Raw genomic sequence first — 23,913 nt, forward strand, 5'->3', positions numbered from 1 at the left:
CTTACCCTAATGTGGAAATGGTTACATCCTTATGCAAAACCGCAAGCCAGCTATGAACTTGCTGGAAAATTTGTACCTTGGTTGAGTGTATTGGCCCTTATTAGTTTTGTTGTGGGCTTAATTTGGGGCTTGGCCTTTGCGCCCGCCGACTATCAGCAAGGCGATAGTTTCAGAATTATTTATATTCATGTTCCTTCGGCAATATTATCGATGGCGGCTTATTCGTCGATGGCAATTGCCGCTTTTATCGGCTTGGTGTGGCAAATTAAACAAGCTGATATTTATGTGGCAGCAGTCGCTCCTGTTGGCGCTGTCCTTACCTTTGTTGCTCTATTTACTGGGGCTGCTTGGGGGAAACCAATGTGGGGGGCATGGTGGGTATGGGACGCTCGTTTAACCTCTGAGTTAATTTTGTTGTTTTTGTACTTAGGTGTCATCGCCCTATACAACGCATTTTCGGATAAAGTTATGGCTGGCAGAGCAGCTGGGATCTTGAGTCTAGTGGGCGTTATTAATTTGCCAATCATTCACTATTCCGTGGAATGGTGGAATACCCTACATCAAGGGGCCACGATTACCAAGTTCGCGAAACCGTCGATTGATTCTCAAATGTTATGGCCCTTATTGCTGAACATATTTGCTTTTGGGTTTTTCTTGGTTGCGGTCAGTTTGGTTCGCTTTAGAACCGAGCTGTTAAGGCGAGAACGCCGCCGCCCTTGGGTACAACAACTTCTTATCAAGCCAGATCAACGGGAGGGTTAATATGATGCAATTTGATTCAGTCGCTGATTTTTTTGCGATGGGTGGTTACGCGTATTACGTATGGCTGGCCTATGGCGTGAGTGCGCTCGCCATGGGAGCGTTGGTCATCGATAGTTTGATTAAACGAAGAGCGATTATTAAATCGGTGACGCATTATTCGGTGCGGCGAAAACGGGTACAAGCAGCGAAAGAGATGAGCGAGCACTTATGAATCCTAGACGTAAAAAACGCTTAACCATTGTTATCTCTATTGTGTTGGGTTTAGGGGCATCCATTGGTTTGTTGCTCTATGCACTGGCGCAAAATATCGACTTGTTTTATACCCCCACAGAATTAGTTAAGGGGAAAGGTCCACAGGCACTTAAACCGGAACTGGGTCAGCGATTGCGGATTGGTGGTTTGGTATTGCCTGGCACTGTTGAGCGTTCTGCAACAAGTTTACAAGTGAGCTTTAAACTGAGTGATGCCGGCGGCGAGATTGTGATTGTTAATTACGAAGGTATTTTGCCGGATCTATTTCGCGAGGGGCAGGGGATTGTCGCGCAAGGTGTATTGACCGCCGTTAACACCGTGTCGGCCTTCGAAGTATTGGCTAAACATGATGAAGAATACATGCCGCCCGAGGTTGCCGAATCTTTGATTGGAATGGAACATTTTAAACCTGAATATACTGAAGCCCAATTGCAGGGCTCTGCTCACTAGAGATATCTATTATGATTCCAGAACTTGGACATTATGCGTTGATCCTAGCGGTCACATTGGCCATTTTACAAAGTGTTTACCCTTTGTGGGGGGCTAGTAAAAATAGTGTTTTGCTGATGCAGTCGGCAAGACCTTTAGCTTTGGCCCAATTTGCTTTTGTTGGATTGTCGTTTGCGATTTTGAGTTATGCCTTCGCGGTCAATGATTTTTCAGTCGCTTATGTCGCGAATAACTCAAATAGCCATTTACCTCTATATTTTCGTTTATCTGCGGTTTGGGGTGCTCACGAAGGCTCCCTATTGCTTTGGGCGCTCATTTTATCTGCTTGGGGAGCAGCGGTTGCATTATTTAGTCGAAGCTTGCCGCTAGATGCTGTGGCGCGAGTGGTCGCGGTGATGGGGATGATATCGGTCGGTTTCTATTTATTCATTTTACTTACTTCAAATCCCTTCGAGCGCACGCTGCCGTTTTTCCCAGTTGATGGTCACGATCTTAATCCATTGTTGCAAGATGTCGGATTAATCTTCCATCCCCCGCTATTGTATATGGGGTATGTGGGCTTCTCGGTGGCCTTTGCTTTCGCTATTGCGGCCTTAATCTCAGGACGTTTAGATTCAACTTGGGCTCGTTGGTCTCGTCCTTGGACAATGGCTGCTTGGGTATTTCTTACTGTCGGTATTGCGCTCGGTAGCTGGTGGGCGTATTACGAGTTAGGTTGGGGTGGTTGGTGGTTCTGGGATCCAGTTGAAAATGCTTCTTTTATGCCGTGGTTGGTAGGAATTGCTTTGTTGCATTCTTTGGCGGCAAGTGAAAAGCGTGGGGTGTTTAAAGCGTGGACGGTGCTATTAGCGATTTCAGCTTTTTCTTTAAGTTTACTGGGCACCTTTCTGGTTCGCTCCGGTGTATTGGTGTCGGTACATGCCTTTGCTAGCGATCCGGCCAGAGGACTATTTATTTTGGCCTTTCTGCTGGTGGTTGTGGGCGGTTCGCTATTGCTGTTCGCGCTGCGTGCTTCAAAGGTTAAGAGCCGTGGATCTTATCGTCTGTTCTCGCGAGAAACTTTTCTGCTGATCAACAATGTATTGTTGGTGGCTGGCTTGGTTGTCGTGTTACTTGGCACTTTATTGCCGTTGATCCATAAGGAAATTGGCTTAGGAAGCATTTCGATTGGTGCCGCTTTCTTTAACCGAATGTTTAGCTGGATGATCGTTCCCTTTGCCGTTGCTTTGGGGATTGGCCCATTGCTGCGTTGGAAGCATCAAGATCCTCGGTCATTAAAAAAGCCCTTAGTTTGGCTTGCTCTGGTGAGCCTGTTATTGCCAGCCATACTGATGTTCATTATGGCACCGCAGTTCTATGCGCTGGCATACATGGCCTTAGTACTGGCGATTTGGATCATCACATGTACCGCTTTAGAAGTCTATTTACGGGCAACCCATCGTCATCGTTTTTCTAAGGGCTTGAGTACCTTAAGTCGCTCTCATTGGGCGATGGTATTAGGACATATAGGCTTAGCTGTATCGATCATTGGTATTTCGATGACCAGTCATTACAGTATTGAGCGAGATTTGCGTTTAGAGGCAGGGGACTCGGTGACTTTTGCCGCTTATCGTTTTCACTTCAAGCGTGTGGAACCCTTACAGGGGCCGAATTATCAGGGGCATGTAGCAATTATTGACGTTTATAAAGGCGCTGACTTGAGTACCACCTTACGTGCCGAGAAACGCTTTTATCGAGTACAGCGAAATATGATGACCGAGGCAGCTATCGACGCTGGTTTATGGCGTGATTTATACGCAGCCATGGGCGAGCAGTTACCCGGTGGCGCTTGGGCGGTCCGTTTATACTATAAGCCATTTATTCGCTGGATATGGTTTGGAGCGCTGATTATGGCGATCGGTGGATTGTTTGCCATGAGCGATAAACGTTATCGTTTTAAGGTGAAGCGAACACACCACAAAGATACGCTTGCTCATGAAACAAAAGCTTATGTGGAAGGTGTTTAAATGAATAAGCGATTATTTTATTTTCTACTGCCTTTGTTACTTTTTTTGTTAGTCGCCATATTTTTATATCGTGGCTTATATAGTGATGCAACAAAATTGGAATCGGTATTGGTGGGGAAACCAGTGCCAGTTTTTACCCTACAAGATCTTTATCAACAAGATAAGCAGCATAGTGCTGATATTTTTAAAGGACAACCGTTGCTACTCAATGTGTGGGCGACTTGGTGTCCGACTTGTCGCGCTGAACATGCTTTTCTGAATAGCTTATCCGAACAAGGGGTGAAAATCGTAGGTCTTAATTATAAAGATGACCGACAAAAAGCCATTGATTGGTTAACTCAGCTTGGTAATCCCTATCAAATTAATCTATTTGATGGAAAAGGACTACTTGCCTTAGATTTGGGCGTATATGGGGCTCCCGAAACTTATTTCATCGATAGTCAAGGTATCATTCGGTATCGCCATGTTGGTGATGTAAATGCTCGTAACTGGCAGCAGGAATTAGGCGCTATATACAGTCGCTTGGAGTAATGACGATGAGATTAAGGCAAGCCTTTTATCTTATATTATTGGTAATACTGCCGCAGTTTGCGATGGCGGCGATTGAGGTCCATGAGTTTGACTCTGTACAGCAAGAAACCTTGTTTAGAGAGTTGACTCAAGAGCTTCGTTGTCCAAAGTGTCAGAATAACAATATTGCTGATTCAAATGCGGGCTTGGCGCAAGATCTGCGAGAGAAAACCTACCAGATGGTCAAAGCGGGTCGCTCTAAACAACAAGTTTTGGATTATATGGTGGCCCGTTATGGTAATTTTGTGCGTTATGATCCTCCGTTGACTCCCGCGGTTCTGCTGTTATGGTTGGCACCAGCTTTTATTATTATTTTTGGCTGTTTCACTATATGGCGTTTGGCTAGGCGCAAACCAGCCCCAGTCGTTGGTTTAGATGAACAAGAACAAAAGCGATTAGCTGAGCTAATTAAACAAACGGAGCGAGAGTCAGAATGATAGTTTTTTGGTTAGCTGTAGTGGCTTTAACCTTACTTGCCTTGGCCGCAGTGGTTTTACCACTCTGGTTGCGCCGCCAGCAAGCATCACTTACCCAAACCGATTTAAATAAAGCATTGTATAAAGATCGGCTGTTAGAAATCGAGCAAGAAAATCAGCAGGGCTTAGCGGATGATCGCGAACAGCTGGTGACGGAGCTACAACACAATCTGTTAGACGATATTCCTGAAAGTTCGCTTAAAGCAGAAACTCGTTATTCAGCTTGGGTATTGTTAGTCAGTTTGGTCTTCGTTGCCACAGTTCCTGTGGGACTCTATTATTATTTGGGGAGTGCGAAACAAGTTCAACATTGGCAATCGATCATCCAGCAAATGCCAGAATTGAGTAATAAGGTGTTGTTAGCTCAAGGTGGACCGGTTAGTGAGCAGGAACTCACCGATTTTGCTTTGGGTTTACGAACCAAGCTTTATCAAGATCCGAATGATAGCCGAGGTTGGTTTTTATTGGCGAAGGTAGGCCAAGCAATGAATCGTTTGGATGTGATGACCGATGCGGCTGAAAAAGCCTACGCGCTAGATGCCGATAGTCCCAATGTGTTAGTCGTTTATCTTCAGTCATTGTTTTATAGCGGTGATGCGATGGCAAAGGCTCGCGCCGAGCGTTTGTTGGTGGCGGCTTTACAGAAAATGCCAAATCAACTGGAATTGTGGTCATTATATTCTTTTTTAGCAGTCGAGCAGCAACAGTACTCATTGGCGATCGAGCGTTGGCAAAAAATGTTAAGCCTCGTTGATTCTGGTTCAGAACGCGCTCAAATGTTGAATAAAAATATTCAATTTGCCCAAGCGCAAATTGCTCAGCAGAGCCAGGCGCAAGCGCAACAGCAATCATCTTTATCAACAGAAACTCCCACCTCAGAGCCAAACTACAGCGTGACGGTGAACCTGCAAGATGGTTTAGTCGCACCAGAATCGAGTTTCTTATTTGTGTTCGCAAAGGCTGTGAATGGGCCGCCAATGCCATTAGCCGCCAAGAGAATTGCCCACCCTAAGTTCCCATTAACCGTTACACTTTCAGATAAAGATAGTATGATGGAAGGCTTGAAATTATCACAACAAGCTGAATTCTATATAAGCGCTAGATTGTCTTACGATAATAATGCACAGACAACCACTGGCGATTGGGAAGGGAAGTCGTCAACGATTTCCCAAGGCAGTGATTTACCTATTTCTTTATTAATTAATACTCCCTTGTAGTTTTGTAGGTGTATTGTCAGTATTTAAAGTTTGCGCTATTAAGCGATTGAACTTAATGACATAATAAATGGCTGCTGAAAGGCAGCTTTAATTTTTGTATGATTGGATTGCGTTAAACAAGAGCATTTTGTTTGTTAAGTTCTATAGTTGTAACGTTACCAAGGAAGGAGCATTCAGTGCTACGTCATGTTGTATTTGCGTTTTTGACGTTTACCGCGATTTTTTCAACTGCTTTATCGGCAGCGGAACAAGGTGAGCCAGTTACCGGTTTTTCTGATCCTTTTGAAGGGTTTAATCGCAGCATGTGGGAGTTTAACTACAATTATCTAGATAAACCCATCTATCGCCCGGTCACTCATGTGTATGCTGATTATGTGCCCTTTGGTTTGCGTGAAGTCTTAAACAATGTGATCCGAAATTTGGAAGAGCCCGCTAGTTTTGCAAACAATTTATTGCAAGGAAAAGTTGAGCGTGCCTCGAATAATTTAGTTCGATTTTTGTTTAATTCCAGTTTTGGGATATTTGGGATTTTTGATCTGATGGGACGTTCAGGAGCCAAGCGAGACATCGAAGAGTTTGGTGATGTAATGGGCTTTTATGGCGTCCCTGAAGGGCCATTTGTCATGATACCGGTACTAGGACCGACGACCGTGCGTAAAGAGGTGGGGGACTGGGTTGATGCCTTTGCTTCTCCGTTGTCTAACTTAAGTTATGCGGAGCAAGCGGTAAAATGGGGTTTAGATGGACTGTATAAACGGGCTTCAGTGATTGAACAAGAACCGCTACTAGACAACTCTCTTGATAGTTACACCTTTATCAAAGACGCTTATCTACAATACCGATTATATCGTTTTTATAATGGTAAGCCTCCGACTCAGTCGAAACAGGATATCGATTCCGCCCTTGAAGGCTATTTAGATGAAATCGAAGGTTACTAAACGCGATTGGATTTTTGTTGGAATGGCCTTTGCTCGGCCCTTGGTCTAGGTTCATTTTGATCTGAATTGTGAGCGTTTTTGCTCACAATTTAGGGCGATATAAGAGCTTTTATTGCTATAAAAATAAAGCCTGATAAATAAATTTACCTATAACATTAATCGCGATGATTATGCCTAATGGAGTCACAGTTCTCATTTTACTGAGCTATGCTTATTGAAGCAAAGCTCGGTTCTGCTGTATCGCAAACCCTCAATCTCCTCGCTTAAAGTTATGTTTCAGTTAGTTTTTGGTTGTTTTTATTTTTTGTAAGCAAGCTAGCGTTCTCGAGTTATTACTTATATAGTCAAGCTGTTAAGCTTTAAAATACGTTATTAACTTATTAATAAATAAGGAAAAAGGTTGTCGATTAATGCCTCAGCATGATGAGAATCCACTTTATGGGATTTCTATATTAGTTGTAGAGGACGAACCTGTGTTTCGTCAGCAACTGCTTGCCTTCTTGACTCAGCAGGGGGCTTTAGTATGCACTGTTGAAGATGGTTATGAGGCCTTGCAAGCGATTGCTCAGCAGTCTTATCAACTGATATTGATGGATCTACAAATGCCGAGGATGAACGGGCTTGAGTTGTTGGAACATCTTGATAGTTTTCCGGGAATTATTATTGTTATTTCTGGAAAAAGTAGCATGGCCGATTTACGTAAAGTATTACAACTCGGTGCCAGTGATTTTTTGGTGAAACCATTAATCGACTTTAGAGAATTAACGCATACGATTCTTTCTAGTTTATCGATGCTGGAGCAACAAGATTCACAAATGGAATTTGCTGAATTTAGTGAGCATAAGGCACATTTTAAGGCAAATGATGCACAAGCAAGCTTGGTTTTAAGAGAAATGTTGCCCAAAACCACGCAAGAAATTGTGGGTTTCTTTTGTCATTATCGTCTAAAGGGACAAACTTTATTTCCGCTTATCAAGCAAATCGATCAGCATCATGTTGGTTTTTTAGTGGTTGATATTTGTTTGTTGGGCGATGAAGGGGTTATTGCTGCAGTCATTATTAACGGTTTCTTTCAAGATATGTGGAATCGTTTCTTAGTGAATGATCGCTCAGCTCTGCAACCCAGTATGGCATTAAGTACTTTAAATAAGATTATTAAAGCTGCCGATTTAAGAGCTTCTGTGGGCTGCTTGTACGGCATTATCGCCCATGATAATGTGCACTTTGCTAATGCTGGTCTACTTGATGCCCCCTCGCCATTTGATGCTGCTCATCCAGGTTTGGCTTTAGGCTTGAATGTTGATGCGCATTATCAAGAAGGGGCGGCAAAGCTGTCTGATATTGGGTTTAGCCTACGATTTAGAAACCTAGCCGAAGACCATATTAATTTAAAATTATTTCCGGTGACTTAATTTACCTTGGACGGTCTTATAAGGGGGCTCGAACCGCAATCTAGACCGAGCTTGACGGTTAAATAGTCTTTTGAAACATCCAGTATTGAAACTAACCCAAATTGCTTGATCTCCTCTTTTGTAACGCGCCATGCGGTCGTATTGCTCTTCTCGGCAAGGATTCAGTTTTTATTTAGCCTATAATTTTGCTTCCAATGAAAGGTTACAGCGCAAATGCTGTGGTAATCCTCCCATTATTAACCGCATTTATTCGTAGAATTCATGCTGCCGTTTTTAGTGGTGGGAACCCTCCATTTGCAAGGTGTGGTCGTTGATGATTGTAGAACCATAACCATTGGGTCGCCCGATCTTGAACATCTTCAAGTGTGTCAAACAAATACTTACTCACTAAGCCAAACCTCATAGTACGGTTGAACCTTTCTATATAGGCGTTTTGTTGTGGGTTTCCTGGCTGAATATAATCGATTCGAATGTCGTGGTTGTTGGCCCATTTAATAAACGCATGGCTAATGAACTCAGGACCATTGTCGCAGCGGATCGCAACAGGTTTGGTTCGTTGTTCGATGAGCTGCTCTAAGATCCGAGTGACTCGTACTGTGGGCATTGAAAAATCAGGTTCTGACGCCAGACCTTCACGTTTGTAATCATCTATCACATTGAATAAACGGTACTTCCGGCCATCAGATAGCTGATCATGCATAAAGTCCACGGACCAAACTTGGTTTGTTTTAATCGGCTCTTTAAGAGGCTCTGGCGTATGGCGATTCAGGCGTCGTTTTGGCCTAATACGTAAGTTTAGAGCCAATTCGCAGTAGATCCGATAAACCCGCTTATGGTTCCATGTATACCCTTTAACGTTCCGCAAATGGTGAAAACACAGGCCAAAGCCCCAGTCAGAGCAGTCTTCACTGTTGCACAGCGTTACTAACTCCTGAGCTATCAACTCATTCTCAGGTTGAAGCTTCGATTTATAGCGATAGCAGGTCTCGCTGATCCCAAACCAATAGCATGCACTTTTAATGCTGATGTGATAGTTCGCCACCGAACGCTGAGCCATCAATCGACGCTCACAGGGCTTCACCACTTTTTTGCCATCGCCTCTGAGATCACCTCTGCTTTAAGGCGTTCTTCCGCATACATCTTTTTAAGCCGTCGATTTTCATCTTCGAGTTCTTTCATCCGCGCCATAAGGGATGCGTCCATACCGCCGTATTTCGAACGCCACTTGTAAAAGGTTGCGTTGCTCATTCCATGCTCACGACAGAGCTCAGGAACAGGTGTACCAGCCTCAGCCTGCTTGAGAATAGATAAGATCTGACTGTCCGTGTAACGTGACTTTTTCATGTTGAATCTCCTGTATTTACTATACGAGAAAATTCTACTTTTGCATGGGATTAATTTTCGGGGGGATTACCCTGTCTCTAAGGGCATGGCAAAATAAATGAATACATTGCTTGTGAAAGAGGTTAATTAGACGTCATAACAACGAACCGGCATCCTTCATGCCATCATCACTATTTCAGTATGTGCTTCTGCTATTCTTTGTTTGTTGCTGTACTCAATCTGTCAAAATCAGTAGTATTGCAGCCATTTAGACGAATCAGGGTAAAGGCGTAGCATGAACAGAAAAGGTATTATCTTAGCGGGGGGCTCGGGAACTCGACTTCACCCGCTTACCAAAGTGATTAGTAAGCAATTAATGCCTGTTTATGATAAACCAATGATCTATTATCCGGTCTCAACACTATTGCTTGCGGGGATACGAGATATATTGATTATTTCAACGCCGGAAGAGTTACCTCGCTTTAAAGAATTGCTGGGTAGTGGTCGTCAGTGGGGCGTGCGGTTTGAATATGTCGAGCAGCCTTCACCGGATGGCTTGGCACAAGCATTTATTTTAGCGGAAGATTTTCTCGATGGCGCTCCCGCTTGTTTAGTGCTGGGTGACAATATATTTTATGGGCATGACTTAATTAAGTCTTTGAGAAAAGCTAATCAGCATAAAACTGGTGCAAGTGTATTTGGTTATCATGTTACCGATCCTGAGCGTTACGGTGTGGTTGAGTTCGATGATTCGGGGAAAGCGATTTCTATCGAAGAGAAACCAAGCACTCCTAAATCTAATTATGCGGTCACTGGCCTATATTTTTATGATGAGAAAGTGGTTGAGTTGGCAAAGACCATTCAGCCTTCTGCTCGTGGCGAACTAGAAATTACCGACTTAAATAATCTCTATCTTCAACGAAATGAGTTGAGCGTTGAATTAATGGGGCGTGGCAGTGCTTGGTTAGATACTGGTACACACGACTCTTTACTGGAAGCGTCTCAGTTCATTTCGGTGTTAGAAAAGCGCCAAGGATTAAAGGTTTGCTGCCCTGAAGAAATAGCCTATCGGCAGGGTTTTATTGATATTCAGCAATTAAAAGCGCTCGCCGAACCGATGTTAAAAAATGGTTATGGGCAATACTTGATGAACCTAGCAAACGACTAAGCATGTAGCCAAGAGATGGTCAAATGAAATTTATTGAAACAGTAATCCCTGATGTGAAAATTATAGAGCCAAGTGTATTTGGTGATGAACGTGGTTTTTTTATGGAAACTTTTCGTCAAACGCTTTTTTCTGAATTTTGTACTCAGCAAGCTTTAGTGCAAGACAATCACTCCAAATCTAAACAAGGAATATTGCGGGGTTTACATTATCAAACCGAACATACCCAAGGAAAGTTAGTGCGGGTGGTCAGCGGTGAAGTGTTTGATGTAGCCGTTGATATGCGAGCCAATTCAGCTACGCTTGGTCAATGGATTGGCGTGATATTATCCGCCGAGAATAAACGCCAGTTATGGGTTCCCGAAGGATTTGCACACGGTTTTTATGTGGTGAGTGCGGAAGCAGAGTTTGTTTACAAATGTACTGATTATTATGATCCCAGCTCTGAAGTGTCAGTGGCTTGGGATGACCCAGATATTGGTATACAGTGGCCCCTCGTGAATGGCTTAGCGCCATCTTTATCAGCGAAGGACCAACAGGCCATTCAATTTGTCGATGCGCCTCGTTTATAAATCAATTTACATGTCGTTTTGTGAGTAAACAATGAAAGTACTAGTTACCGGGAAAGGTGGCCAATTAGCTTGGGAATTACAGCAAGCTAAGCCTGAAGGCGTAGAGTTATTTAGCCTTGGCATTGATGAGCTGGACATTACTGATCAGTCTGCGGTTGAGCTGGCATTCGCAACAATTAAACCTGATGTTGTGATCAATGCTGCGGCTTATACCGCAGTTGACTTGGCCGAGTCACATCAAGATATTGCTTACGCAGTTAACCAACAGGGGCCTCGATTTATTGCCCAAAGTTGTAAGAAAACAAACGCTTATTTACTACATGTTTCAACCGACTTTGTTTTTTCGGGTGATAAGGCGACGCCTTACTCGGTGGATGCGGTGGCGAAACCTCTTAATGTATATGGCGCATCTAAGTTAGCGGGTGATTTAGCGGTGGCAGAGGTGCTTGCGGATCAGGCCTTGATCGTACGCACTGCATGGGTGTACTCAGTGCATGGTAATAATTTTGTGAAAGGCATGCTCAAGCTGATGGAAAGCAAGTCAGAGCTAGGGATTATTTACGATCAAGTCGGCACGCCAACTTGGGCCAAGGGACTTGCCTTGTGGTTATGGACCATGGTAGCGAAATTAAATAAAGATGAAAACACAGCTGGAGCTTATCAGTTGGCGGGTACAGCTAAAGGGCAAGTTTCTACTTTTCATTGGACTGATGCCGGGCTTGCGTCTTGGTATGATTTTGCGATCGCGATTCAGGAGTTAGGGCTTGAAAAAGGTTTGCTTAGTCAGGCGATCCCCATTAAGGCGATCCCCGCCAGTGCTTATCCTTTACCCGCAGTTCGCCCCTCATTTACGGTACTCAACAAAATCACAGCCGAGCAGGCTTCAGGCATAGAGACCATACATTGGCGTAAGCAATTAAGCCTCATGATGGATCAATTAGTTTAAGTATCAGAAGTATTAATCATAGATTTAGAGAAACGATTACAGTTGGATATTATGAATTCAAGAAAAATGTTGGTGACGGGTGGCGCTGGTTTTATTGGTGCTAACTTTGTGCATTATTGGTTGGTGAACCATCCTGGCGACAAAATCGTCGTATTAGATGCACTTACCTATGCAGGTAATCGCGCTAGCCTTAAACCAGTTGAAACGGATCCGAATTTTAATTTTGTACAGGGTGATATTTGCGATACGGCATTGGTTGAGTCGTTGTTGAAAGAGCATCAATTAAATACAATTGTGCATTTTGCGGCTGAATCACACGTCGATCGCTCAATTACTGGGCCGGATGCCTTTATCGAAACCAATATTATTGGCAGTTATAGTTTACTTAAAGCCGCAAAAAAGGTATGGATAGATGAGCCTAAAAGCCAAGGTTTAGAGACCATCCCACATCGTTTTCACCATGTCAGCACTGATGAAGTATATGGCACTCTTGGGCCCAGCGATCCAGCTTTTACTGAAGAGACTCAATACGCACCAAATTCCCCTTATTCAGCCAGTAAGGCAGCTAGCGACCATTTGGTACGCGCTTATCACCATACTTACGGTTTACAGGTAACCACCTCAAACTGCTCAAATAATTATGGCCCTTATCATTTCCCTGAGAAATTAATTCCGCTAATCATTACCAATATCTTAAACAATAAGCCTTTACCTGTTTATGGCGATGGCCAGCAGATCCGTGACTGGTTGTATGTCGAAGATCATGCCAGAGGTATCGATTTGGTGTTGAACAAAGGGCGAGTAGGCGAAAACTATAACATCGGGGGCCACAACGAATGGGCTAATATAGAGATCGTGAAGTTGGTGTGCCAATTGTTAAATCAACGATTTAGCCAAAACCCAATTTTAGCTGTTCAATATCCGCAGGCTACGGCAGCCATCGCAAACAAGGCAGAAAGTTTAATTACTTTTGTTGAAGACCGAGCAGGGCATGATCAGCGCTATGCTATCGACGCTAAGAAAACTCAACAAGAATTAGCTTATGTACCTCAAGTTTCTTTTGAACAAGGAATCGATCTAACCATTGATTGGTATCTCAATGCTCAAGATTGGCTAAAGACATTGTAGTTATCTTTATTGAACCGAGAGTTCTGAATGAAATGGAACTCTCATTTGCAATTTCTGTTAGAGACAAATTTGATTGATTACGGTGATGGTATTTGCTTTGTGGTGAGAGTAAATACCGTATATGTTGCTCATCAATGAGTTAGATCTAACACACTTAACTCGGTTTCTTTATCGCCACTTCCTATCACGAATTTCTAGCTTCAGTCACCAATACTTAGTTTTAGTCTTAATTTTTAAGCGATTGCGGCACTATAAACCAGAAAGAACCCCACCGATTGTATTTATTTGCTCTAAACTAAAAAGCAATCGACAGTATGTAAAATAACCTGTCGATTGCTTAGAATTCGAAGTTATTAAAAGTAGCATAATGTTATAGCAGCGTTGCTAGTAGTTGTTAGTCACATAAGTTAATCTGATTCTGTTTTATATTCTATAACGATATAACGAACTAAGAGCTAAAGACTAAATGGAAAATTATAACTTAACTCATCTAAAAGCATTAGAAGCTGAGAGCATCCATATCATTCGCGAAGTCGCGGCTGAATTTGATAAGCCGGTGATGCTTTATTCTGTGGGTAAAGACTCTGCGGTAATGCTTCATTTAGCGCGCAAAGCTTTCTTCCCAGGCAAAATTCCTTTTCCTTTATTACATGTCGATACTAACTGGAAATTCAAAGAAATGATCCAGTTTAGAGACCAAATGGCCAAAAAATATGGCTTTGAGTTATTGGTTTTCAAAAATCCCGAAGGGCTAGAAATGGGGATCAACCCATTTGTGCATGGCAGCGCGGTTCATACCGATATCATGAAAACTCAGGGGCTTAAAAAAGCCTTAGATCAATATCAGTTTGATGCCGCTTTTGGTGGTGCGCGTCGCGACGAAGAAAAATCTCGGGCAAAAGAGCGGGTTTATTCTTTCCGCGATAAAAATCACCGTTGGGATCCTAAGTCACAACGCCCCGAGTTATGGAATAGCTATAACTCAAAAGTAAATAAAGGGGAGAGTATTCGAGTATTTCCTTTATCTAACTGGACAGAGTTAGATATTTGGCAATATATCTACCTCGAAAATATCGATATCGTTCCGCTTTATTTAGCGGCTAAACGTCCGGTAGTGGAACGTGACGGTACCCTGATTATGGTTGATGATGAGCGTATGCCTGTCGAAGAGGGTGATATTCAACATAAGATGGTGCGTTTTAGAACGCTAGGCTGTTACCCCTTAACTGGTGCAGTAGAGTCAGAGGCCGATACCTTGCAAGATGTGATTCAAGAGATGCTGTTAACTAAAACTTCCGAGCGTCAGGGCAGAGTGATCGATCATGACAGCGCGGGCTCAATGGAAAAGAAAAAGATGGAAGGTTATTTTTAGCACTTGGAGACCAACCAAGCGTGATAGAAAAACTAAACCAAACAGTAGCTTGCGAGCATCGAACGACGAATATCAGAGTATTCCGTTAATATATAAATATTTTTTTGAGCTGTAAGATGCCCCGTGCTAACAGCTCGAAGTGAGGGAACCATGTCACACCAGTCAGATTTAATTGCTTCAGATATTGAAGAATATTTACAACAACATGAACAAAAGCAACTACTACGCTTATTAACTTGCGGCAGTGTAGATGACGGTAAGAGTACCTTGATTGGGCGCTTGTTACATGATTCAAAAATGATTTTTGAAGATCAATTGGCCAGTATTAAAAATGACTCGAAACGATTTAATACCACCGATGGAGAGTTTGATTTAGCACTACTGGTTGATGGTTTGCAATCAGAGCGAGAGCAAGGCATTACAATTGATGTTGCCTATCGTTATTTCTCAACGGATAAACGTAAGTTTATTATTGCCGATACCCCTGGGCATGAACAATATACCCGCAATATGGCCACTGGTGCCTCGAATTGTGAATTGGCGATCGTGATGATTGACGCACGCTACGGCGTGCAGGTTCAAACGCGGCGCCATAGTTTTATCGTTTCGTCTTTAGGTATTAAACAGGTTGTTGTTGCAATTAATAAAATGGATCTGGTTGATTTTTCTGAACAGCGATATGAAGAAATTAAAGCAGAGTATCAACAATTCGCTGAAAATCTAAAAATCGAGAACATTAAGTTTGTGCCAATTTCGGCGCTCAATGGAGACAACGTTGTCGAGCGCAGCGAGCAAAGTGCTTGGTATCATGGTGAAACTTTAATGGGCATGCTAGAAAGTGCGCCGATTAGCTCTGGTTTAAATTTCGACGATTTCCGTTTTCCCGTGCAATATGTCAATCGGCCAAATTTAGATTTTCGTGGCTTTTGCGGCACCATTAGTTCCGGTGTTGTGCGTAAGGGGGATGAAGTTACGTCATTGCCTTCGGGGAAAGTTTCCAAAGTGAAGAGCATCGTTACTTTTGATGGTGAGCTAGATGAAGCATACGCGCCGATGGCGGTAACGCTCACTTTAGAGGATGAAATTGATGCCAGCCGTGGAAATATGCTGGTTCATAGCAATAACAAGCCATGGGTTGCAAGCAGTGCCGAAGCAATGATCGTTTGGATGGCAGACGATCCTTTAATTGCCAATAAGCAATATGATTTTAAATTGGCAAGCAAAACGACCTCGGGTTCAATTGCGCAAATTGAGCACCAAATTGATGTGAATACACTGGAAGAAAAACCCGCAGTGCGCTTAGCTTTAAACGAGATCGGTGTTTGCCAAGTGCAGTTTAGTCAGCAGGTCGCATTTGACGCTTACAGTCGCGCGCATGGTACTGGTTCATTTATTATCATTGACCGAATTAGCAATGTGACCGTAGGCGCGGGGATGATCCAAGCCAAGGGCAAGCTTGAAGAACAAACGGTAAACAGTGAGTTTTCAGCTTTTGAAATCGAACTTAATGCGCTGGTTCGTAAGCATTTCCCTCATTGGGATGCGAAAGACCTTCGCGAATTGTTAAAATAATGTCGATACAAGCAATTCTAGTGCTAGTTATTTTTACTGGCACTATTGCTGCTCTGATTCGGTATCAGCAATATCCGGCTAAAATATTTGGCGGGGTTATGTTGATATTGTTTATATTAAACTTAGTTAGTTCTGAGCAAATATTGGCCAATATCGCAAATCAAGGATTGATGACGCTGGTATTGCTGATGCTTTGTTCGATCGCCTTAGAAAAAACCCGCTTATTACGCTTATTAGCGGCCTCGATTATTAAGCCTTCGTTGCGGGCAACTTGGTTGCGTCTTTTTGCAAGCACTGTGCTGTCGTCGGCTGCGCTCAATAATACTGCTGTGGTGGCTACGTTGTTGGCGCCGATCCGTAATAACCCTTACCATAGCGCTAGTAAGTTGCTGTTGCCTCTGTCTTATGCGGCGATATTAGGTGGAACTTTGACCCTCATCGGTACCTCTACCAATTTAATCGTGAACAGCTTATTACTTGAAAGCACCGGCCAAGAACTCGGATTTTTTGATTTTACATTGATTGGCCTCGCCGCTGTGGTTTGTTGCGGACTTACCTTGGCATTTTTCTCTCGTTATTTACCCGATCATCAGCGTGAGGTCGATAGTTATCAAAGCTATTTTATCGATGCCAAGATCCAACAGGACTCGGGTCTCATTGGTAAAAGTGTCGAAGATAACGGCTTAAGGCACCTCGAATCATTATTTTTGGTGGAAATCGTCCGTCAAGGGAAGTTGATTAGCCCCGTTTCTCCCAGTGAAGTGCTTAGTCAAAATGATCGTTTAATATTTAGTGGTGATGTCACCAAAGTCATGCAATTAAATCAATTCTCGGGATTACAAACTTTCGCGGATTCAAATGGTTTGTTGGGGACCAATTTAACCGAAGTCGTGATTCGGCCTGAAAGTATTTTGGTGGGTAAAAGCCTTAAAAGAATGGGGTTTCGGGCGCTATTTGATGCAGCTGTCGTGGCAATCAAGCGTGACGGCGAACAAGTGTCTGGAAAGCTTGGAGAGTTAGTCTTGCAAGCGGGTGATTTTTTAGTACTTGCTGTAGGAGACGATTTTAAATCTCGGAGCAACTTAACTAAGAATTTTATTGTAGTTAGCGGTGTTGAACCAGATACACGGCTTAATGGTTGGTCTGAGCTGATCGCGATTGCTGGCTTTGCTATCGCCGTCATCTCCGCGGCAGTTGGTGTACTGAGCCTATTTAAGGCGATGGTATTGCTGCTGGGTGGTTTATTGTTTTTTCGTTGCTTAACCCCAAGTGAGATAGTTCGACGTTTTCCTAAAGACATCTGGCTGATCGTCGCTTCTGCGCTTACTTTGTCACAAGCTTTATATAATGTTGGTCTGGTCTCTTTACTTACCGAAAGTTTTGGTCAAATCTTAAGCCCTCAGTGGGTGATGGTGACCTTAATCATTATGTACTTATTAACCTGGTTGTTTACGGAATTAGTCACCAATAATGCAGCTGCTGCTTTGATGTTTCCGGTGGCCTATGGTGTAGCAAATGCAATTGGTGCAAATCCAATGACCTTTATTATGACCGTTGCCTTTGCCGCCAGCGCTAGCTTTGTGAGCCCTTATGGTTATCAAACGAATCTCATGGTATATAACGCCGGGCGATACAACTTAAAAGATTTTGTAAAACTGGGCTTACCGGTGGCGATTGTATACGCAGTCGTGGTGATTGGCTTAGTTCCATTATTGTTTCCTTTACACTAGCAGAAGAGTGCAAAGAACTTTAGTGGGTGATAAGTCATCCAAATTACAAGCTATCGCTGACTTGAGCTATTTACAGTTCGAATTTTTATTTAATATTTTTGAGGTTGTTATGAACAATAAAAGTGAAAATGTAGTTTGGCATCATCACAGTGTAAGCCGAGATTTACGGATCACTCAAAAGGGACATAAGCCTTGTGTGCTTTGGTTTACCGGTTTAAGTGGCTCGGGTAAATCTACAGTTGCAAATGAGGTCGATTATTTATTACATCAGCGAGGTGTTCATACTTATGTGCTCGATGGTGATAATGTTCGCCATGGACTAAATGGTGACTTAGGGTTTTCAGATAAAGACCGTGTAGAAAATATTCGCCGTATTGGTGAAGTTGCCAAGCTTTTTGTCGATGCAGGGATGGTGGTTTCAACTGCGTTCATTTCGCCGTTTAAAGCAGACCGAAGTATGGTTCGTAAGCAGCTAACGGAAGGTGAGTTTTTTGAAGTGTTTATTGATACACCGATCGAAGTCTGTGAGACGCGTGATCCAAAAGGTTTATATAAGAAGGCTCGTGCAGGAGAGATAAAAAACTTTACCGGAATTAGTTCTGCCTATGAGGCTCCGGAACAAGCCGATGTACATGTGAAAACCGAGGGTAAAACGGTTGAAGAATGTGCCGCGGTGGTCATCCAAGCCTTGCTAAAAGCAGGTATCATCGACTAGGGCGTTGAATTTGCTTGAACTCCAAATAAGCAATTAATGAGCTATATTTTGTTCGCGTGTCGAAGTGCTGACTCAAGTAGAGGTTGTTGTGCGATATATCGATATTTTTAACGGTGATGCCGATGGTATCTTGGCTTTGTTGCAATTGCGCTTAGCCGAGCCCCGGCAAAGTTTGTTAGTCACTGGGGTGAAGCGAGATAACCAGTTAGCTGTAAAACCACAATATGAAGAAGGGGATGTGGTCACCGTTCTTGACTTATCTTTAGAAAAAAATATTGAAGGGGTGAATCGTGCACTTAAGGCTGGTGCGAGAGTGCATTACGTTGACCACCATCGGCCTGGAAATATTCCGGAGCATGAGTTGTTAACCACCCAAATAGATACTAGCGTTGATGTCTGTACTGCGTTATTAATCGACAAGCAACTCAATGGTCGTTTTCATTTGTGGGCGATTACTGCTGCCTATGGAGATAATTTACTTGAGGTGGCTGAGGGCTTGGCTGTCGCCCAAGGTTTAAGTCTTCAACAGAGAACGCAATTAAAAGACTTAGGTGTACTGATTAATTATAATAGTTACGGGCACTCTATTGCTGATTTGCATATCGCACCAGCAGCGCTGTATCAAGCTTTATTGGCTTATTACTCTCCTTTTGATGCGATAGCTGACCTAAGTTCGCCATATCATCGTCTAAGAATTGCCTATGCTGAGGATATGCAAAAAGCACAACTCGCCGAAGTTTATTATAAGAGCGATATCTTAAAAGTCGTTAAATTGCCTGACCAAGCATGGGCGAGACGGGTAAGTGGTGTGTTAGGAAATGATTTGGCCAACAGTGACCCTGAGCGGGCTCATATCGTACTCAGTCAGAGCTGCAGCGGTGATTTTATGGTGAGCCTACGAGCACCCAAGAATAATAAACAGGGTGCAAGTCAAATATGTAGCACATTTAAAACAGGTGGTGGTAGAGAAGCCGCTGCGGGTATTAATTGCTTACCAGCTGACAATATAGAGGCGTTACTTACTGTGACGGAACAGTTTTATGCTAGCTCAAGCGGTGAATAATTAGGCGAATTACTTGTTTGTTATTCACACATTCACTAAAAATATGTTTGAGACTTAAATTTATTTAATGAATTTGTAAATAGTAAGTTTGCCTTTAAAAATACCGGGGCTCCATAACTATTTGATTTAATTGTCTATATCTGTTTTCTTTAGGTTTTAGCTCAGCTTTTATTGATATTTATCGGCGGTCTGCTTTACTTTATCCCTCAATTCAGTGTGATATACTTCCCGCGATTTCAATTTGAGTTTAGGGAACGTTCTCTGTGATGTGTTTTAAAAAAACGCTTTGTTTAGTTGTTGTTAGTGTTAGCTTTTTTTGCAGCGCAATGGCAAATGCTAGCTACTATGGCGGCGCGATATTGAGTTATTCTTCGGCTGAATATACTGCCTCAGCAGGGGCGGAGAATGCAGACGGTAACCCGTTTGTTTTACAAGCTCAAGTTGGACGATTTTTTAATGATTATATCGCCTTAGAAGGTCGTTATGGTTTATCTACTGGGCGTTCTGATGGTATATCAATCGATAGTTTAGCTTCTATATTGGTAAGAGCGAATCTGCCAGTATCAGAGCAAACGGCCATGTATGCACTGGTGGGCGCTTCCTCGGCTAAACTAAACCAGCAAAATGTTGGTAGTAGTACCGAAAGTGGTACCAGTTTTGGCTTAGGCGTGCATTATGCGTTTGACTCTTCGCGTGCGATGACGATTGAGTACCTCAGTAGTTTGAATAAAGATAAAACTAAGGTCGCAGGGCTAAGCTTAGCCTTTCAGTACCGCTTCTAAACTTTCGATATGAATCAGCTACAAGCTACTTGGTACCTACTTTATTGCAAAGCGGGTCAAGAGGCTCGCGCACAATTGCACCTCGCTAATCAAGCTTACGTTTCCTATTGTCCTTATATCTGTGTAGAGCGAATTAATAAAGGAAAACTTAGACACAAACAAGAAGCGCTATTTCCTAACTATTTGTTTGTGCAACTGAATGAAGAAAGCAATTTTAACGCTGTACGCTCAACTCGAGGCGTGATTGATTTTGTTAAGGTTGGCCGAAACTATCAAGTGGTTGCTGATGACATAATTGCTCAAATAAAAAGTAGTGAGCACGCCCACAGTCAGCCAACGATTGAGCAGGTATATCAGCCAGGGATGAAAGTAGCTGTTCAGCAAGGTGCTTTTCAATCACTTGAGGCAATTTATCAGCGAGCCGATGGTTTAGAGCGCTCGGTAATTTTGGTTCGTTTATTGAATCAGCAAGCGTCCTTAGTTGTTAACAATAGAGATATTTGTCTCACCTGTTAATTTTATGTTGCAAAAATATAACCAAGCATGGATGGCGAATTGGGGGCCGAAACCTAAGGGCGGTAGCGTTTTTAATTTGATGTTCTATCTAAAGTACTATATTTCAACAAATCAATTTATCTACTTAGAAAATGAGCGTATTAATCACTTTGTAAGTTTACGTAAGCAAGGTAGTTGAAGTAATATGTAGCCAGTTATTATTAACGTTTTAATTTGATTGAAACTCCGCAACCTAGTTTGAGAAAGAGAATATAACGGAATGAAATTTGGACTAAAAAGTCTTATCGCGATCTGCTTGGTAGCTTGTTCACAGAATGTTTTCGCTGTAAATGTAAGCCCAGAACAGATGCAGATGCTTAAGGCGCTTCCCGCAGAGCAACAGGCGGCACTTGCGAAGCAATATGGCGTGGATGTTTCTCAACTTAACTCGTCAAATGCATCTCAGGAGGAAGTTTTGGCTGCTCCAAAACTTCCCGAAAAACGCAATACTCAGGAAGACGAAGAGCAAAATATAGCAAAAAAGAATAGTGCGGGGCAGGTTGAAGAACTACAACGCTTTGGTTTAGACGTATTTGCGACCCAACCGGCAACTTTTGCTCCCTTAAGCAATGTGCCAGTAACCGATAATTATCGACTAGGGCCTGGTGACACCTTAGTTGTTCAATTATTTGGTAAAGAAAACAGTAAATTTGAATTTCGGGTGAATCGTTATGGCTCGATTAGTTTTCCCGAATTGGGCCCGGTTAATGTCGCGGGCTTAAGTTTTTCAGAAGTAAAAGAGTTACTCACTAAGACGATTTCGGAGAAGAAAATTGGAGTGCGCAGCAGTATCACCATGGGTGAACTGCGCAGCATCGAAGTTTTTGTGCTTGGCGAAGCCTATCAGCCGGGTAAATATTTAGTCAGTTCTTTGTCGACGATGACACATGCCTTATACGCCAGTGGAGGGGTTAATGGTAAGGGCAGCTTAAGAGATATTCGTTTACTTCGAGACGGTAAGTTAGTGAATCGTTTGGATGTGTATGATTTGCTGATTAATGGAGATACTTCTGATGACTTGCAGCTACGTTCTGGCGATGTGATTTTCATTGCCCCTTTGGGGCCGACTGCGAGCATAGATGGAGAAGTTGTTCGCCCTGCAATTTATGAGCTAAATGACCATGAGACAGTAAAAGATCTTGTCTCTATGGCTGGTGGATATACAACCAAAGCTTATAAAAATTCAGTCAGTTTTGAGCGGATTACTAAAGAAGGTTTAATTGATTTAAATACCCTCGATTTAAACGACAAAACAGATTTATCTAAAAGACTGAATAATGGCGATTTTTTAACTATAGACGCTATCGTTAAACATACAAAAAATTATGTTTCAGTGAAAGGTAACGTGGTTCGCGAAGGCCGTTTTCAGTGGCGAGCAGGTATCAAAGTGTCAGACCTGTTTCCGAGCATTCATCGCAGTTTGTATCAAAGTAGTGACCTCAATTATGCCTTGGTCGTGAGGCGTAAACCGGATCAAACGATTCAAGTTCTACAAATCAATTTAGGTCTGGCGATTAGTAATAAACAATCACAAAGCAATATTGAATTAAACGCCGAAGATGAGATATTAGTCTTCACCAAATATGACCTCGCTAAGTTTGACGATGCTTTTTCCATCGCGACTAACGAAAAGGATGTATTGTCAGTTGATGCTGCCGAAATTAATGCCAAGGTAGAAGAGACAGAACACGCGCAGAATAAAACCGTTGGTAACATCCAAGGTGATGACGGTTATGACTTTGAGCGTGCATCTCAGTTAACTCGTATACCCGTGGAGCAAATTAAAAAAGCATTTGCATCCACCCGAGAAAAGTTACTTGCACCAGTGTTAACGCTGCTGCAGGGGCAGTCATCTATTGATGATGATGCCCATCTCGTAGAAATATTTGGTGAAGTGAAATTTCCTGGCGTTTATCCCATCACGGATAAAAACACCATTAAAGACTTAATTACGGCAGCTGGCGGACTAAATAATGGTGCTTATGCGCAACATAGCGAACTTTCGCGCACTGTTGTTCGGGATGGCCATGCGAAAGTTAACGTATTGCGTTTAAATCTTAATGATGCCTTGCAAAATAATCCGGCGGATAATTTGGTGTTGCAGTCGCGTGACCGACTCAATGTATTGGCGGTTCCTAATTTACGTAAACAACGTACCGTGAATATACAAGGGGAAGTGCGTTTTCCTGGAACATACGTGATTAAACGCGGTGAGACTTTGGGGGCAGTGATTAAGCGTGCGGGAGGCTTAACCGACTACGCTCACGAAGACGGTGCGGTATTTACGCGTGAGGCGTTGCGTTTACGAGAACAAAAACAGATTGACTCCTATGCTGAGGCGATTCGCCAAGAGGTGGCGAAGAAGAGTTTACGGCAAACCGGACCCGGCAGTTTTTCTTCATCGGCATCGCCTTCCGAGCAGTTGGCTCTAATTGAAGAGATGAGTTCAACCAAGGCTTTGGGGCGAATGGTGGTTGATTTACCGGCTATTTTGGCACATGACGATTCCAAGGATTTTATGTTGGAAGATCAAGATTTACTTTATGTGCCGCAATATCGCAATACAGTCACGATTATGGGTGAAGTACAAATCTCGACATCTTATTTGTTAGACGAGAAGTATAGTTATAAAGATTATATTAATTTTGCTGGTGGGACTAAAAAACAAGCCGATGAAGATCGGGTGTTTGTGGTTAAAGCAAATGGAGCAGTCTATAAACCCGAATCAGGATTTTGGTTTAAAAACAACTCTCAAGATTTACAACCGGGTGACACAATTGTAGTCCCTATTGATACCGACTACCGTGATGCGCTAAGTATGTGGACGGCGGTAACTCAAATTATGTATCAAATAGGTGTTGCGGTTAACGTTATTAAGTAACTGTACATTATTTCGGGCCTTGGTTT

General features: G+C 42.8%; 22 protein-coding genes. 21 read left to right on the forward strand and 1 reads right to left on the reverse strand.

Annotation, left to right across the window (positions count from 1 at the left end; translation table 11 throughout):
• Window positions 1–9 precede the first annotated feature (9 nt).
• From ACRRS0_RS08720 to ACRRS0_RS08760, 9 genes are all read left to right on the forward strand, one after another.
• The gene (locus tag ACRRS0_RS08720; protein ID WP_432453595.1) at window positions 10–762 is read left to right on the forward strand and encodes a heme ABC transporter permease; all 753 of its coding nucleotides are present in this window, start codon (window positions 10–12) and stop codon (window positions 760–762) included.
• Window position 763: 1 nt separating this feature from the next.
• Complete coding sequence (gene ccmD, locus ACRRS0_RS08725) at window positions 764–973, forward strand: heme exporter protein CcmD (RefSeq protein WP_432453594.1); 210 nt, start codon at window positions 764–766, stop codon at window positions 971–973.
• Entirely contained in the window at window positions 970–1,464 is a 495-nt protein-coding gene (ccmE, locus tag ACRRS0_RS08730) for a cytochrome c maturation protein CcmE (protein WP_432453593.1), read from the forward strand. The genes ccmD and ccmE overlap by 4 nt, the downstream gene beginning before the upstream one ends.
• A gap of 11 nt (window positions 1,465–1,475) precedes the next feature.
• The gene (locus tag ACRRS0_RS08735) at window positions 1,476–3,470 is read left to right on the forward strand and encodes a heme lyase CcmF/NrfE family subunit (RefSeq protein WP_432453592.1); all 1,995 of its coding nucleotides are present in this window, start codon (window positions 1,476–1,478) and stop codon (window positions 3,468–3,470) included.
• Window positions 3,471–4,001 (forward strand): DsbE family thiol:disulfide interchange protein, encoded by a 531-nt coding sequence (locus ACRRS0_RS08740; RefSeq protein ID WP_432453591.1) that lies wholly within the window; start codon window positions 3,471–3,473, stop codon window positions 3,999–4,001. It begins immediately after the preceding gene.
• Between the two features lie 5 nt (window positions 4,002–4,006).
• Window positions 4,007–4,477, forward strand: coding sequence for a cytochrome c-type biogenesis protein (locus ACRRS0_RS08745; protein WP_432453590.1), 471 nt, complete (start codon window positions 4,007–4,009; stop codon window positions 4,475–4,477).
• Window positions 4,474–5,733, forward strand: a complete 1,260-nt coding sequence (ccmI, locus tag ACRRS0_RS08750) for a c-type cytochrome biogenesis protein CcmI (RefSeq protein WP_432453589.1) — start codon at window positions 4,474–4,476, stop codon at window positions 5,731–5,733. Before ACRRS0_RS08745 ends, ccmI begins: the two co-directional genes overlap by 4 nt.
• Window positions 5,734–5,909: 176 nt before the next feature.
• Entirely contained in the window at window positions 5,910–6,671 is a 762-nt protein-coding gene (locus tag ACRRS0_RS08755; RefSeq protein ID WP_432453588.1) for an MlaA family lipoprotein, read from the forward strand.
• A gap of 410 nt (window positions 6,672–7,081) precedes the next feature.
• Entirely contained in the window at window positions 7,082–8,083 is a 1,002-nt protein-coding gene (locus tag ACRRS0_RS08760; RefSeq protein WP_432453587.1) for a response regulator, read from the forward strand.
• A gap of 259 nt (window positions 8,084–8,342) precedes the next feature.
• Here the strand turns inward: ACRRS0_RS08760 and ACRRS0_RS08765 are convergent.
• A protein-coding gene (locus ACRRS0_RS08765; RefSeq protein WP_432451743.1) for an IS3 family transposase occupies window positions 8,343–9,427 on the reverse strand; the annotation gives its coding sequence in 2 pieces (ribosomal slippage) (window positions 8,343–9,178 and window positions 9,178–9,427; 1,086 coding nt in all).
• Window positions 9,428–9,701: 274 nt separating this feature from the next.
• On the opposite strand from ACRRS0_RS08765, the gene rfbA reads away from it, so the two are divergent.
• From rfbA to ACRRS0_RS08825, 12 genes are all read left to right on the forward strand, one after another.
• On the forward strand, window positions 9,702–10,574 hold the full coding sequence (rfbA, locus tag ACRRS0_RS08770) for a glucose-1-phosphate thymidylyltransferase RfbA (RefSeq protein ID WP_432453586.1): 873 nt from the start codon (window positions 9,702–9,704) through the stop codon (window positions 10,572–10,574).
• A 23-nt stretch (window positions 10,575–10,597) separates the two neighbouring features.
• On the forward strand, window positions 10,598–11,143 hold the full coding sequence (gene rfbC / locus ACRRS0_RS08775; RefSeq protein WP_432453585.1) for a dTDP-4-dehydrorhamnose 3,5-epimerase: 546 nt from the start codon (window positions 10,598–10,600) through the stop codon (window positions 11,141–11,143).
• 31 nt (window positions 11,144–11,174) lie between these two features.
• Window positions 11,175–12,089, forward strand: a complete 915-nt coding sequence (gene rfbD, locus ACRRS0_RS08780; RefSeq protein ID WP_432453584.1) for a dTDP-4-dehydrorhamnose reductase — start codon at window positions 11,175–11,177, stop codon at window positions 12,087–12,089.
• Between the two features lie 51 nt (window positions 12,090–12,140).
• Window positions 12,141–13,217 carry a dTDP-glucose 4,6-dehydratase gene (gene rfbB, locus ACRRS0_RS08785; RefSeq protein WP_432453583.1) on the forward strand — a complete coding sequence of 359 codons (1,077 nt, stop codon included), beginning with the start codon at window positions 12,141–12,143 and terminating at the stop codon, window positions 13,215–13,217.
• Window positions 13,218–13,683: 466 nt separating this feature from the next.
• Window positions 13,684–14,589 (forward strand): sulfate adenylyltransferase subunit CysD, encoded by a 906-nt coding sequence (cysD, locus tag ACRRS0_RS08790; protein WP_432453582.1) that lies wholly within the window; start codon window positions 13,684–13,686, stop codon window positions 14,587–14,589.
• A 150-nt stretch (window positions 14,590–14,739) separates the two neighbouring features.
• Window positions 14,740–16,161 (forward strand): sulfate adenylyltransferase subunit CysN, encoded by a 1,422-nt coding sequence (cysN, locus tag ACRRS0_RS08795; protein ID WP_432453581.1) that lies wholly within the window; start codon window positions 14,740–14,742, stop codon window positions 16,159–16,161.
• Window positions 16,161–17,891 (forward strand): SLC13 family permease, encoded by a 1,731-nt coding sequence (locus tag ACRRS0_RS08800; RefSeq protein WP_432453580.1) that lies wholly within the window; start codon window positions 16,161–16,163, stop codon window positions 17,889–17,891. The genes cysN and ACRRS0_RS08800 overlap by 1 nt, the downstream gene beginning before the upstream one ends.
• Window positions 17,892–18,000: 109 nt before the next feature.
• On the forward strand, window positions 18,001–18,606 hold the full coding sequence (gene cysC, locus ACRRS0_RS08805; protein ID WP_432453579.1) for an adenylyl-sulfate kinase: 606 nt from the start codon (window positions 18,001–18,003) through the stop codon (window positions 18,604–18,606).
• 88 nt (window positions 18,607–18,694) lie between these two features.
• Window positions 18,695–19,669: a DHH family phosphoesterase gene (locus ACRRS0_RS08810; RefSeq protein WP_432453578.1), complete on the forward strand. Its 975-nt coding sequence runs from the start codon at window positions 18,695–18,697 to the stop codon at window positions 19,667–19,669.
• A gap of 326 nt (window positions 19,670–19,995) precedes the next feature.
• Window positions 19,996–20,451: an outer membrane beta-barrel protein gene (locus tag ACRRS0_RS08815; protein WP_432453577.1), complete on the forward strand. Its 456-nt coding sequence runs from the start codon at window positions 19,996–19,998 to the stop codon at window positions 20,449–20,451.
• Window positions 20,452–20,460: 9 nt separating this feature from the next.
• Entirely contained in the window at window positions 20,461–20,967 is a 507-nt protein-coding gene (rfaH, locus tag ACRRS0_RS08820; protein ID WP_432453576.1) for a transcription/translation regulatory transformer protein RfaH, read from the forward strand.
• Window positions 20,968–21,226: 259 nt separating this feature from the next.
• Entirely contained in the window at window positions 21,227–23,887 is a 2,661-nt protein-coding gene (locus ACRRS0_RS08825) for an SLBB domain-containing protein (protein ID WP_432453575.1), read from the forward strand.
• The last annotated feature ends 26 nt before the right edge of the window (window positions 23,888–23,913 follow it).

The organism is Agarivorans sp. QJM3NY_29, assembly GCF_050870835.2.
In the GTDB taxonomy this organism is placed as follows: domain Bacteria; phylum Pseudomonadota; class Gammaproteobacteria; order Enterobacterales; family Celerinatantimonadaceae; genus Agarivorans.